Genomic DNA, 13,352 nt, shown 5'->3' on the forward strand with positions numbered 1-13,352 from the left:
GTCGTCGTTTCAAATTGGCGACTTTATTAATTTATCACATTTACAATTCGTTGTCAACAACTTTTTTTAATTTATTTTGTTGTTATCTTGTTGAACCGTTCATGTGATGCGCATTGCGTTATGCAACGATAATTAATTTATCATGATTCCAAAATGAAAGCAAGTCTTTTTTGAAATAAAATTACAGAAGACAAATATTTCTATAATTCATTTTATTGAAGCAGTTTGATAAACCTTTTATAAATCCCTGTTTACAAAGCTTTTCCGCCATTTTTCACGTTCACCAAAACGCAAAGCCCTGAAGGAAGATTGTCTTCCTTCAGGGCTTTGCTCTCTATGACATATGCAATTAACGATTTTTCATTTGCGGAAATAACAATACATCACGAATAGAAGGAGAGTTCGTTAATAACATTACCAAACGGTCTACTCCAATTCCTAATCCGCCAGTTGGAGGCATACCATACTCTAATGCTTCTAAAAAGTCCTCATCCATATAATGAGCTTCATCATTGCCTTGCGCTCTTTCTTTTACCTGCGCTTCAAAACGCTGACGCTGATCAATTGGATCATTCAATTCGCTGAAGGCATTAGCATGTTCTCTTCCTACGATAAACAACTCAAAACGATCTGTAAAACGCTCATCTTCTTTATTCTTTTTAGCCAGTGGGGAGATTTCTACAGGATGCCCAAAAATAAATGTAGGCTGAATTAATGTTTCCTCTACCCTCTGCTCAAAGAATTCATTTACAATATGCCCAAATGTCATTGCATCTGTTATTTCAATATTATGTTCTTTCGCTAACGCACGTGCTTCATCATCAGATAAGTGCTGCCAGAAATCTACACCTGTCTCCTGTTTAATAGCATCCACCATATGCAGTCTTGTCCATTGAGGCTCAAGATTTACTTCATAATCACCATATTGAATAGTTGTCTTTCCATAAACTTCTTGCGCAATATGGGCAATTAAGTTTTCAGTAAGATCCATTATATCATGATAATCAGCATATGCTTCATATAGCTCAATCATTGTAAATTCAGGGTTATGTCTTGTTGATACCCCTTCATTACGGAATACACGCCCAATTTCATATACCTTCTCCAGACCGCCGACAATAAGACGTTTTAAATGTAATTCAATGGCAATACGCATGTATAGTTCAGTATCTAATGCATTATGATGGGTTATAAAAGGACGTGCTGATGCGCCGCCCGGAATACTGTGCATCATTGGTGTTTCTACCTCTAAGTAGCCTTGTTTGTTTAAATACTCACGCATTGATTGAATAATTTTACTGCGGGCTACAAACGTATCTCTGCTTTCCGGATTTGTGATTAAATCTAAATAACGCTGACGATAGCGTTGCTCGATGTCTTTCAACCCGTGATATTTTTCCGGTAAAGGACGTAATGATTTGGATAGCAGATGAAATTCTTTTGCTTTAACAGACAATTCTCCGACATTGGTTTTGAACATTACGCCTGTAACACCTACAATATCGCCCAGATCTGTTGATTTAAAGATTTCATATGCTTCTTCACCAATTGCATCCTTACGAACATATAATTGGATTTGTCCGCTTAAATCCTGCATATGCGCAAACCCGGCTTTTCCTTTTCCGCGTTTTGTCATTAAACGTCCGGCTATCGTTACCTCATCTGTAATGTCTTCCAGCTCTTCTTTTGAAAACTGATCGTATTTTTCAACTAAATCTGCCGCCAGATGGGTACGCTCAAATTTTCCGCCGAATGGATCCAATCCTTTTTCAATGTATCCTGCGAGCTTATCACGTCTTACCTGCATATGTTCATTCAATTCTTCTGACACTTCTACCACTCCGCTTCTTAAATAGTTAATATGATATCTTCTAACCTGGGCGTTAAGACAATTACTACTTTATCCTACGAAGAATAAACCTTCGTTGTTTTCTCTTATATCTCTGTCTCCAATAATCTTACATCAGCTTTATCTGACTCTGGAAGTTCTTTTAAATAGGCTTCTACAGATTTTTCACGTACAGGTATAATAAAACCAGGAGCAATCTCTGCTAATGGAATTAATACAAAAGCACGCTCATGCATGCGAGGATGCGGTATAATCAATCTTTCTACTGTACTATTTTCATGATTAAATGTCAAAATGTCAAGGTCAATGGTTCGGGGGCCAAACCGGATATCCCGTTTTCTGCCAAGTTCCTTTTCAATCTGCTGGCAGAAAAAAAGTAAATCCATTGCTGATAAGCTTGTTTGGATCTCTAATACCATATTTAAGAAGTCTGATTGATCCTGATATCCAACCGGGGCAGTTTCGTACACAGAGGATCTTTTCTGAATCCTGACAGCTTCATTTGCTTCCAGTATTTCTAATGCCTGTCTCAGATGTTCTTTTCTCGGTTCAATATTTGTTCCCAGTGCGATAAATGCTTGATTCATTTCGTTCTCTCCCTATAAATTTCTACAGCAACCGACTCATAATATCCCGGAATGGGCGGATCCGGTTTTGTTACATGAATGGTACACGCCTCCAGCAATTCAAAAGAAATAAAAAGCTCATCTGCAATTGCTTCAGCTACTGCTTCAATAAGGTTAAAGCGTTTCTCTTCCACCACATGTTTTATCTTTTCATAAGCTTTCCCGTAATGTATAGAATTCTCCATTGCATCTGATCCCCCAGCTTTCTTTAAAGACAGGTACAGGTCAGCATCAACATAAAAACGTTGTCCCAAAGTATTTTCTTCAGGTAACAGCCCATGATATCCATAAAACTGCATCCGTTTTAAAACAATTTTATCCATTGTTGTTCCCCTTTTCTTCTGAACATGTTTTTTATTTAGCTACAGCTTTGTTTGATAAATTGCATCTGCTACTTTAGCTGCTTCCAGGTTGGTTTGCACATCATGTACACGAACAATGCGTGCACCTTTGGCAATTCCAATTATTGTTGTCGCCGCTGTTCCAATATCTCTTTTATCTGCAGGAACATCTAAAATATCGCCTATAAATCTTTTTCGAGAGGCTGCCAAAAGCAGCGGATAACCGAATGATGTTAATTCTTGAAGTTCTTTAATTATATATTGATTCTGTTCCATCGTTTTTGCAAACCCAATACCCGGGTCGAGAATAATCTGGCTGTCCTCTACACCTGCATCTTTAGCAATCGTTATACTCTCAAGTAAATCTGATTTTAAGTCCTGAATAAAGTCCCTATAATCCATACTTTTTCGATTATGCATCAATATAATCGGTACTTGATAACGGGCAGCAATCTCTGCAATTTTCGGTTCTCTTTTCGCTCCCCAAATGTCATTTATGATAGAAGCACCAGCTTGTACAGCCTGCTCCGCTACAGAGGCCTTAAATGTATCCACTGAAATAGGGATTTGTAAGGACTCTTTTAAAGCCTCAATAACCGGGATAATCCTACCTGCCTCTTCTTCCGCACTGACAGGCGTATGTCCTGGGCGAGTAGATTCTCCGCCAATATCAATTATATCCGCTCCATCTGCCGCCATTTTTTTTCCTTGGGCAACTGCCTTTTCAATATTTGTATAATGCCCGCCGTCTGAGAAAGAATCAGGAGTGACATTTAATATTCCCATAATATGCGTGCGCTTAGTTAAGTCTAATTGAAATTCTTTTGCCTGTATCACTTATTTCGCCTCCTCTTCGCCGCCTAAAGAATGTGTTTATTCTTATATAGCATCGTATCAAATCAATCTCATCTATTCTACATCCTACCTTAAGACGTTAAAGAAAAAAAGTGGAAAGCGCTGGTTAAAAAAGATAAAAAAAGGAACCAGCCTTAAGATAGCTGATTCCTTTTTCATTTCGACTTTTAGTTTTCTTCATCAAATTGATAAAGAGCTGTAGAAAGGTAACGTTCTCCATTATCAGGAAGAATCGCCAGAACCTTTTTACCTTTACCTAATTCTTTTGCGACTTTCACTGCCGCTGCAACTGCTGCTCCTGAAGAAATACCACCCAGGATTCCATTTGTCGTAGCGACCTTTCGTGCTGCTTCAAAAGCTTCTTCATTTCCAATCTGCAGAACTTCATCATAAATGGATGTATCAAGTACTTCAGGTTTGAAGCCTGCTCCAATTCCCTGAATCTTATGCGGTCCAGGATTTCCGCCTGAAAGCACTGGTGAATCCTTTGGCTCCACAGCATAAATTTTAACACCATCGAAATTTTCCTTCAGCACTTTCCCAGCACCGGTAATTGTTCCGCCTGTTCCTATCCCGGAAACAAAAGCATCTAAACCGTCTGACATTTGTTCCACGATTTCTTTACCAGTTGTTTTTTCATGAATTTCCGGGTTAGCGGGATTGTTAAATTGCTGTGGCATAAAATAACCATTCTCTTCTTGCAATTCTTTCGCTTTAGCAATCGCACCCTTCATTCCTTCAGCTCCAGGAGTTAATACAAGCTTCGCTCCATAGGCTTTCAGTAAATTACGGCGTTCTTGACTCATCGTGTCAGGCATAACAAGAATTGCCTGATACCCCTTAGCAGTAGCAACCATTGCTAAACCAATTCCTGTATTACCACTGGTCGGTTCAATAATCGTATCCCCGGGCTTCAAACCTCCTGATTTCTCTGCAGCTTCGACCATTGCTGCTGCGATACGGTCCTTTACCGAACTTCCTGGGTTCATAAATTCTAATTTTACATATACATCTGCACTATTCTCGTCAGTAATATTATGGAGCTTTACAATAGGTGTTCCACCAATTAGACCTGCAATATTATTTGCAACTGTCATATAACCCCTCCTAATGCCAAGTATTTTTATATGATTTATATATAATGTATTTCTTTATTGAAAAAATGTCAATCCTAAAGGTTAAAAAAATGCCCATTTTTCTAATCTGAAGCAAATCCGAATTCATCATCTATTTCCATCTATATAAAAAAGCGGCCCATCATACTTCTATTTTGTATCATGACTCCGCTATTTACACATTTTTTATGATTGTTTAAGCTTTTTTAGCTCTTCTTCTGTAAAGATATAGCGCTCATTACAAAAATGACAGGTTGCTTCTGCTCCATGATCTTCATCAATCATTTTCTGGATTTCTTCATCACCTAATCCAATAATAGCATTCGCAAGTCTTTCTTTCGAACATTTGCATTGAAATTCTATCGGCATTTTCTCCAATATATTTACATTATCTTTATCAAACAATGTGTATAGAATCTCTTCAGGTGTCTTTCCTTCACGGATAAGTGAAGAAATAGCAGGGAAGGATTGGATACGGTCCTCTAACCGCTCAATAATCGCTTCATCTGCACCCGGCATAACTTGTACAATAAAACCGCCGGCAGCTAAAATACTCAAATCCGGATTGACGAGAACCCCTGCACCGACTGCTGACGGAACTTGCTCGGAAGTTGCAAAATAATATGTGAAATCTTCGCTTATCTCGCCGGATACAATAGGTGTCTCACCTGTAAAATAGTCTCTCATCCCTAAATCCTTGATAACACTGATATTTCCTTCTGTGCCGACTGCTCTGGCTACATCCAGCTTACCTTTTTCATTTAAATCAAAATCAACATGCGGATTTGTTACATATCCACGTACATGACCTTTTGCATCTCCGTCTGCAACAATAGCACCCATCGGTCCATTCCCCATTACTTTTACGGTAACAGAGTCATCTCCCTTCAGCATCGCTCCCATCATTGCTGTAACTGTAACTGTACGGCCAAGTGCAGCAGAAGCTGTTGCCCATGTGTCTTGTCTTCTGCGTGCTTCCTCCACTGTTTCTGTTGAGGAAATTGCATATGCACGAATCATGCCATTATATGTTGTAGCCTTAATTAAATAATCGTTCACAATCATCATTCCTCCATTTTATTGATAATACTTTTTATAAATGAGATACAGCCCATTCAACGTTAAATACGGCTCCACAGCATCTATTGTCTCTGATTCATGTGCAATCAGTTTAGACAAGCCGCCTGTTGCGATAACGGTAGGGTCTGTCCTTTTTTCCTGTTTAATCCGTTTTACCAAGCCATCAACCTGACCAATATAACCATAAAAGACACCGGATGTCATCGCCTCAACAGTAGAAGAACCAATAACCTGCTGGGGTTTTTGAATCTCGATTTTTGGCAGCTTTGAAGCTCTTGTATTTAATGCTTCCATTGAAATATTGACGCCTGGGGTAATAATTCCTCCAGCATATCTCGCTTCTTCATCAACGTAGCAATAGGTGGTAGCTGTACCAAAATCAATAATAATTAATGGTGCGCCGTATTTATGAATACCTGCTATTGCATTAACGATCCGGTCCGCTCCAATTTCAGACGGATTTGGATAATTCATCTTAATCATCTTGTCGTAGGATGTTTTTCCAATAACAACTGCTTCTAAATGAAAATAATCGCGGCTCATTTTCTCTAATGCAAACATAATAGGTGGTACTACAGAAGAAATAATCACCCCGGTAATGTCTTGGAAGCTTAACCCTTTATATTCAAATAATGAATGAATTAACATACCAAATTCATCTTCTGTTTTATAACGGTCTGTTTTTATACGCCAATCATGAATTAATGTATCATTATCAAAAACACCCAAGACTGTATTAGTATTCCCTACGTCAAGAACAAATAACATCTATCATCATACCTTCCTTCGTTTCTTAAGAAAACTCGGCAAACCAAGCCTTAAAAGCGTAGAATAAGTCACCTTCGTTGAGATCTGGGGCTGGGACTGGGACTGCGATTACTCGCCCCACCGAAAATCATTGTGGCTGCCCGCCCTATTAATTATTGCTGTATTTATGCAAACAGAAAACTTTCTTCTTTACCTAAAAATTAATATAACATACTTTTTTTAAGGAAAAACCAAAAAAGCATTACAACCATGCAAAAATCTTATTCAAACGCTCTTGAGACAATCGCTTCATAGTACAATTGAGAAGTTTACAGTGTCACGTGCGCAAACACTCGCCTGTCTGCAAAAAAAAGAAGCAGCCTTTCCAATCTTAGGCTGCTTCATGTATATACTTCCCAACTTCTTAATTTTTACGATCTGAATCTGAGTTGTCCTCTGTATTTTCGTCAGAGTTATGCGTTTCTTTTTCCTCATAATCATTATTCATAATAGGATCGTTTATATAAGAATCGGATTTCTTTTCGGCTTTTTCTTTTGCTTCTTCAAAAGAAAGTCCTCTTTTTTCCTCATCATCTTCTTTTGATTGAATGCTTACCTTCAAATCATCTGAACCTTCTTCCGGTTCAGGAAGCTTTCCATCTTCAAAAAGAGATTTGATTTGTTTTGCATCCAGTGTTTCCACTTCTAATAATGTCTTAGCAATTAATTCTAACTGTGCTTTATGCTCTGTAAGAATTGTTTTTGCACGGTCATAACAGTAATTAATGAAATTCTGCATTTCCTGATCAATGTCGTGTGCAATTGCATCAGAATATGTTTGTTCATTTTGAATATCACGGCCAAGGAATACATTACCTCCACCGCCATTACTGAATTGAAGCGGACCAATCTTATCACTCATACCAAATTCGGTGATCATCTTATGCGCAATACCTGTCGCACGTTGGAAGTCATTGGAAGCTCCTGTGCTTACTTCACCAAAAATGATTTCTTCTGCGACACGTCCACCCAGTAAACCGGTAATCTTATCAAACAGCTCCGGTTTTGTCATGAAGTAGCGGTCTTCTCTTGGAAGCATTACCGCATAACCACCAGCTTGACCACGGGGAACAATGGTAACTTTGTGAACGACATCAGCATCATCTAAGACCATACCGATGACCGTATGACCACTCTCGTGATAGGCAACAATATTTCTTTCTTTTTCGGAAATAACTCTGCTCTTCTTCGCAGGTCCCGCAATAACACGGTCAATTGCTTCGTCAATATCTAACTGACCAATTTTCTTACGATCAGCACGAGCTGCAACTAACGCCGCTTCATTCAGCAAGTTCTCCAAATCGGCACCAGAGAATCCTGGAGTACGCATTGCAATTGTTTTTAAATCAACTGTATCTTCAAGCGGTTTATTTCTTGCATGTACTTCCAGAACAGCTTCACGGCCTTTCACATCTGGACGGTCTACCATGATTTGTCTATCAAAACGTCCTGGACGTAATAAAGCAGGGTCAAGTATATCAGCACGGTTCGTTGCAGCAATCATAATAATTCCTTCATTTGCTCCAAATCCGTCCATCTCAACCAATAGCTGGTTTAGTGTCTGTTCACGTTCATCATGTCCACCGCCTAGTCCTGCTCCACGCTGACGGCCGACTGCATCAATCTCATCAATAAAGATGATACACGGCGCATTTTTCTTCGCATTTTCAAATAAATCACGTACACGGGAGGCACCGACCCCTACAAACATTTCTACGAAGTCAGAACCACTGATGGAGAAGAATGGTGTTCCTGCTTCACCTGCGACTGCTTTCGCCAGTAATGTTTTACCTGTACCCGGAGGGCCGACAAGAAGGACACCTTTTGGGATACGTGCGCCTACCTGCGAGAATTTACGCGGATCTTTTAAAAATTCCACGACCTCAACAAGTTCTTGTTTCTCTTCATCAGCACCAGCGACATCTTTAAAGCGGACTTTTTTCTTATCTTCAGAGTACATTTTCGCCTTACTCTTACCGAAGTTCATAACACGGCCGCCACCGCCGCCGCCTTGTGCCTGACTAAGGATGAATAATAAGAATAGACCAATCAATAAGAATGGAATAATTCCAGTTAAGAATGTAAGCCAAGGACTAGGCTGTTCTTCTTCCTCTACCGTTAATTGACTTTGTTGGCTTGCTCTATTTGTAATTTGTGAGACAATTGCTTCATTATCCGGTACCTGAGCAACAAATTCTGTCTCATCATCGTCTGTTAACGTACCCGTCAAACGAATGATGCCATGTGACGGCTGAAAGGTCAGTTCCTTAATTTCACCATTATTTAAAGCATTCATAAATTGCTGTACATCATACTGCTCCTGATCTTCACTTGGTCCATTGAACACTCCGATTACTCCAATAATGATAATAAATAAGAGCATCCAGACGAAGACCTTACGAAATATCTGATTCATTGCTTACCTCCTCCCAAATGGGGAAAAACTATAGTAAATCGTATCATAGTAAAATCGCTTTATACAAATAATTTAACCATTTTTGACGAATTATTTTTTATGAAATGAAATATTGCAAAATTCCTAATCAAATCGTCTAGGATTATTCTTTAAAATACATGTAATGCTGCTTCTGAGAAAAGCTATATTTTCAGCAATCTCCACTGCAGCCTGTCCCAATTAAGCCACTGTCTTGCCCATTTTTAAATGTATTCATCATCCGCCATAAATTTCTGGTTTCAGAACACCAATATAAGAAAGATTTCGATATTTTTCTGCATAATCCAAACCATAGCCTACAACAAATTCATCCGGAACTTCAAAGCCGATAAGGTCCGCTTTGATATCTGCTGTTCTTCCGGCCGGTTTATCGAGAAGCGTCACGATTTTAATTGAGTTAGCTTTACGATATTTAAATAAATCCACTAAGTAGCTCAAGGTAAGTCCGCTATCAATGATATCTTCCACAATGATAATATCGCGGCCTTCTACTTTTGTATTCAAATCTTTTAGAATTTTCACCTCTCCTGTCGAGGATGTTCCGCCGTCATAACTGGACACATCCATAAAATCCATTTCCAGATGTGTTTCTGTATGACGAAGAATATCTGACATAAACGGCAACGCGCCTTTTAATACACCGATAGCCAGTGGAAACTTGCCCTTGTATTCCTCTGTTAATACAGCGCCAAGCTCCTTGCATTTCTCCTGAATCTCTTCCTCACTTACCAAAATCTTCTCAATCTCATCATGAATCGTTCCTTGCGCCATGTTTTCTCCTCCTAATTATCTTCTCGAACTATATTCCAGCTTTATATTCAATCCTTTACCATTCTGTGCAGTCTCTGCTTTTTTTAGACCGACAACCCAAAGGATGACTCCTTTATCATCCACTATAATTGGCCAATTATCCCGTAGACTTTTTGGTATTTTAGCGTTTATAAAAATATCCTTAAGCTTTTTTGAACCATTGAGTCCTCTGACAGACATACGATCTCCCGCTTTTCTTACTCGGATATGTAGTGGTAATGAAATAGAATCTGACGGAAAGACAAAAATAGCTTCATTCTCTGCCGGAGTTTCTTTGACCATTGATGCCTCGATCTTTGTTCCGTCCGACAGCAGCACTTCGCCCGGTACTGTCAATAAAGAGGAATGTGCTAACTTCGTGGATGGCTGATGACCAAATTGCAGATAAATTTGTCCATATATATTTGTCATTTGGAGCCGCAAGGGAAAATCCAAACTTGAGCTCCCATTCCGGCGCCTTAACAGGTCAAAAAAGTTTACTTCGTGGATATAGGATAGGTCTTTAGGTAAGGTTCCATATAGATAGTTTAATATTAGATGAAAGGCCCTTCTTTGTAAAGCCTGAGGAAGCTCTAAAAAAGCTTCTGCAGCAAAACAAATTTCCCGGTTATTTTCACGGAATTCCACTATTTTTTCTACCATTTCCGCAGCTTGTGCCTGCAAGTATTGTTCATCCTGTGATAACGTCTCGCTGAGGGTTTGTATTGTCTCATGAATACCCGGATTTTTCTCCTTCAGCAATGGCACGACATTTTTCCTGTAATAGTTTCTTGTATAAGCTTCATCTGCATTTGTTTTATCTACCCGATAGCTCAATTGATATTTTTCCAAATAAGCAAGAATATTATTCTTTGTCACACCTAATAAAGGACGGATGATTTCTCCGCCGGCAAAATTCCGCCGTACAGGAATCCCCTTTAAGGCATTGGATGTCCCAATTCTGGCCATCCGCATAACCAGCGTTTCAATCTGATCATCAGCATGATGTCCAAGGGCAAGTACATCTGCATTTTCTGCATGCATCAATTCTTGATAAACACTGTACCTTAATTCGCGTGCAGCAACCTCTTCACTAACGCTTTTTTCTTTTTGGTATTGCCTTACATCTACTGCTCTTGTCACACAGGGAATTTCCCAATCCCGACAAATTTCTTTAACGAACTGGCAATCTTCAGCAGATTCTTCGTTACGCAGCTGATGATCTACTGTTACTGCCACGAGATTTAAATCCCAATTGGAGGAAAGCTTTTTAAGAAAATGTAACAGAGCAATAGAATCTGGTCCTCCTGAAACTCCGACAAGAATCGTTGTATGCTTTTGAATTAATTGATGTCTCTGAATAAACGCATACACCTTCTGCTCCATCTCATTCTTCCTCCATCCGAATCCTCTGTCGCGTCATACGGTTATTCTAAATTAGAAAATAACCGTATTTTGACTACACTTCTATCATACTCCTTTTTAAGAAACGGTTCAAAAGAGAGGATGCCAAAAAAAGCATATTTTCATTTTTAAATATCCTCATTAAGGTAACAGCAGTGAAATAATCCAAAAAACAGAAGCAATCAGAGAGATGCTAAACGATTCTTTAACAGGGTAAGCTTTCTTTTGCTGTACCTTTTTACGATATTGACTGCGCCGGCGCTGTACCTGTTTTATTTTGTCCATAACTTCCGTTTTCATTTCTGCTGCTGTATGATACTTTCCTTTCAATGCTTTTCTTAAAATAGGGTGAAGTAATTGCAGGTCAGTTGCACGATACAGCTTTTTTTCCAACAATTTCTCTGAAGGCTCCCCTGTCATACGTTCAAACCGCCTCGGATAATAAATATGGAGAAACACCATCGCAACAGCAAACAAATCATAGCTTGGCTCTGCCTTACGCGTCCCCAAGCCCCAATACCCGCGATCAAAAAACTCAGTATACTCTTTAATAGACCGTCCCATCCTTGTTGTACCGCCTACATCCACCAATCGAATTCTAGGTGGATTCGATTCAACAAGAATATTGTCCGTTTTTAAATCACCAAAGGTCCAGCCAGCCTGATGAAGCTGGTCCAAATCCTCTAATAATTGAACCATCAATACGCCAAGCCATTTCTTACCCCTCGCCTGAATAAACGCACCTAACGTTTGACCCTCCATATATTCCATCACATAAAAGGAATACACTCTTCCATTCGGTGCTGTCCAATCGTCCACATCCAATAAAGAAGGCCCAAGGCGGTATCCTTGAACCTTTTTCAGCGCTTTGAGCACATTGACTTCCACTGTTACAGCTGCATCCTGTTCACTCATTTTCAAGGCAACTGGCCGTCCATTATACATGCAGAGATAAACAGATCCTATCGCACCCTGGCCAATTTTTCTGACTACGGTGTAGGATTTATAATGCCATTTTCCAGTCACTTTTTGCTGAGCATGTAAATTAATAGCCTGTTTCTTCAATGTCGAATGGTTCTTCATCCGAATTCCTCCGCAGCTGCTTTTTACTGAATTGGTACATCACCGCACGTAATGCTGGTCCAGTTGGAGTTATTCCGCCGCTTGTCAGCTTTGGAAATACTTTAGAAATACCATCCAGCTTTGGCGACCAATCAAGTACAAGCTCAATATCACTCCGCCTGCCCGGAAAACGGTAAATACAAAAACGGTTTTTCCCGACACGTGCGTTTAAGCTCATCGATAAATCAAAAAGTGCTTCCTTCACCGTTTCTAATTTATCACGCATACTTGCACTGCTATCGACGAGTACAACTACCTCCAAATCGCTCGTTTCACCTAAATCCTCAACAACTTCCATAATTTCACCACGTTTTTCAGGATCCAGCTCTTCCATTGACTGATCTTTTCCTAAAATACTGCGCAGCTCTTTATTCACAAATCCCTGCAATGTTTGCGTCATAGCCTGCCTTGTTACCATCTGCACTGTTTGTGACAGGCGTTCACTATAGACAATTTGACTGACACCTCCGCCGGACACTGCTATATCCTCCACTTCCCGGAGCCCTTCCGGCTGTTCTGTCTGATCATCATCTAAAATACCAATTACATTTACGGTAATTCCCTGCTGGTTAGCTAAGCTGGCAACAACAGCAGGATCTTCACCTTTGTTAGAGCAGCCGTCTGTTAACAGCAGAATTTGTTTTAACGTTCCCGCATTCATTTGATGTATACCTCCCTCATCTTCCATTACCATCATCACCAAATAATACTTTCTGTATACATATATTTGATAGATTTGCTTAACGAGGATGTTCAAAAAGTCCCAAAATGATAAGCGGCGAATCTCTTCGTTGACGTGGCTTTGACCTTCTTGCTTCTAATTTAGCTACTTTTTGAACTCATACTTAAAGGAAGAGAGAGGGTTCTTTTTAAGTAAAACATCCGTTTTTATATATAGAGAGATATTTC

The 13,352-nt window shown here is 39.5% G+C and carries 12 protein-coding genes; all 12 read right to left on the minus strand.

Annotated elements, in window-relative coordinates:
- Nucleotides 1-349: 349 nt before the first annotated feature.
- The 12 genes from lysS to OSO01_RS19855 all read right to left on the minus strand — a co-directional run bounded on the left by lysS (nt 350) and on the right by OSO01_RS19855 (nt 13,104).
- Entirely contained in the window at nt 350-1,831 is a 1,482-nt protein-coding gene (gene lysS, locus OSO01_RS19800; protein ID WP_147212211.1) for a lysine--tRNA ligase, read from the minus strand.
- 104 nt (nt 1,832-1,935) lie between these two features.
- A complete protein-coding gene (gene folK / locus OSO01_RS19805; RefSeq protein WP_147212212.1) occupies nt 1,936-2,436 on the minus strand; it encodes a 2-amino-4-hydroxy-6-hydroxymethyldihydropteridine diphosphokinase in 501 nt (166 codons plus the stop codon).
- Nucleotides 2,433-2,798, minus strand: coding sequence for a dihydroneopterin aldolase (gene folB, locus OSO01_RS19810; protein ID WP_147212213.1), 366 nt, complete (start codon nt 2,796-2,798; stop codon nt 2,433-2,435). Before folB ends, folK begins: the two co-directional genes overlap by 4 nt.
- Nucleotides 2,799-2,837: 39 nt before the next feature.
- Nucleotides 2,838-3,602: a dihydropteroate synthase gene (folP, locus tag OSO01_RS19815; RefSeq protein ID WP_147212271.1), complete on the minus strand. Its 765-nt coding sequence runs from the start codon at nt 3,600-3,602 to the stop codon at nt 2,838-2,840.
- Nucleotides 3,603-3,838: 236 nt separating this feature from the next.
- Nucleotides 3,839-4,768, minus strand: coding sequence for a cysteine synthase A (gene cysK / locus OSO01_RS19820; RefSeq protein ID WP_147212214.1), 930 nt, complete (start codon nt 4,766-4,768; stop codon nt 3,839-3,841).
- A 204-nt stretch (nt 4,769-4,972) separates the two neighbouring features.
- Nucleotides 4,973-5,845 carry an Hsp33 family molecular chaperone HslO gene (gene hslO / locus OSO01_RS19825; protein WP_281289864.1) on the minus strand — a complete coding sequence of 291 codons (873 nt, stop codon included), beginning with the start codon at nt 5,843-5,845 and terminating at the stop codon, nt 4,973-4,975.
- An 18-nt stretch (nt 5,846-5,863) separates the two neighbouring features.
- Nucleotides 5,864-6,634 carry a type III pantothenate kinase gene (locus OSO01_RS19830; RefSeq protein WP_147212215.1) on the minus strand — a complete coding sequence of 257 codons (771 nt, stop codon included), beginning with the start codon at nt 6,632-6,634 and terminating at the stop codon, nt 5,864-5,866.
- Between the two features lie 403 nt (nt 6,635-7,037).
- A complete protein-coding gene (ftsH, locus tag OSO01_RS19835) occupies nt 7,038-9,089 on the minus strand; it encodes an ATP-dependent zinc metalloprotease FtsH (protein ID WP_147212216.1) in 2,052 nt (683 codons plus the stop codon).
- A gap of 255 nt (nt 9,090-9,344) precedes the next feature.
- On the minus strand, nt 9,345-9,899 hold the full coding sequence (hpt, locus tag OSO01_RS19840) for a hypoxanthine phosphoribosyltransferase (RefSeq protein WP_147212217.1): 555 nt from the start codon (nt 9,897-9,899) through the stop codon (nt 9,345-9,347).
- 15 nt (nt 9,900-9,914) lie between these two features.
- Nucleotides 9,915-11,303: a tRNA lysidine(34) synthetase TilS gene (gene tilS / locus OSO01_RS19845; RefSeq protein WP_147212218.1), complete on the minus strand. Its 1,389-nt coding sequence runs from the start codon at nt 11,301-11,303 to the stop codon at nt 9,915-9,917.
- Nucleotides 11,304-11,462: 159 nt separating this feature from the next.
- Nucleotides 11,463-12,404, minus strand: coding sequence for a serine/threonine protein kinase PrkT (gene prkT / locus OSO01_RS19850; protein WP_147212219.1), 942 nt, complete (start codon nt 12,402-12,404; stop codon nt 11,463-11,465).
- The gene (locus tag OSO01_RS19855; protein WP_147212220.1) at nt 12,367-13,104 is read right to left on the minus strand and encodes a VWA domain-containing protein; all 738 of its coding nucleotides are present in this window, start codon (nt 13,102-13,104) and stop codon (nt 12,367-12,369) included. The genes prkT and OSO01_RS19855 overlap by 38 nt, the downstream gene beginning before the upstream one ends.
- Between the last annotated feature and the right edge of the window lie 248 nt (nt 13,105-13,352).

The organism is Oceanobacillus sojae, assembly GCF_007991515.1.
Classification (GTDB): domain Bacteria; phylum Bacillota; class Bacilli; order Bacillales; family Amphibacillaceae; genus Oceanobacillus; species Oceanobacillus sojae.

Coding starts and splice junctions, on each gene's coding strand:
- folK (WP_147212212.1), bottom strand. CDS start 2,436: ATGAATCAAGCATTTATCGCACTGGGAACAAATATTGAACCGAGAAAA.
- folB (WP_147212213.1), bottom strand. CDS start 2,798: ATGGATAAAATTGTTTTAAAACGGATGCAGTTTTATGGATATCATGGG.
- folP (WP_147212271.1), bottom strand. CDS start 3,602: ATGGGAATATTAAATGTCACTCCTGATTCTTTCTCAGACGGCGGGCAT.
- cysK (WP_147212214.1), bottom strand. CDS start 4,768: ATGACAGTTGCAAATAATATTGCAGGTCTAATTGGTGGAACACCTATT.
- OSO01_RS19830 (WP_147212215.1), bottom strand. CDS start 6,634: ATGTTATTTGTTCTTGACGTAGGGAATACTAATACAGTCTTGGGTGTT.
- ftsH (WP_147212216.1), bottom strand. CDS start 9,089: ATGAATCAGATATTTCGTAAGGTCTTCGTCTGGATGCTCTTATTTATT.
- hpt (WP_147212217.1), bottom strand. CDS start 9,899: ATGGCGCAAGGAACGATTCATGATGAGATTGAGAAGATTTTGGTAAGT.
- tilS (WP_147212218.1), bottom strand. CDS start 11,303: ATGGAGCAGAAGGTGTATGCGTTTATTCAGAGACATCAATTAATTCAA.
- prkT (WP_147212219.1), bottom strand. CDS start 12,404: ATGAAGAACCATTCGACATTGAAGAAACAGGCTATTAATTTACATGCT.
- OSO01_RS19855 (WP_147212220.1), bottom strand. CDS start 13,104: ATGAATGCGGGAACGTTAAAACAAATTCTGCTGTTAACAGACGGCTGC.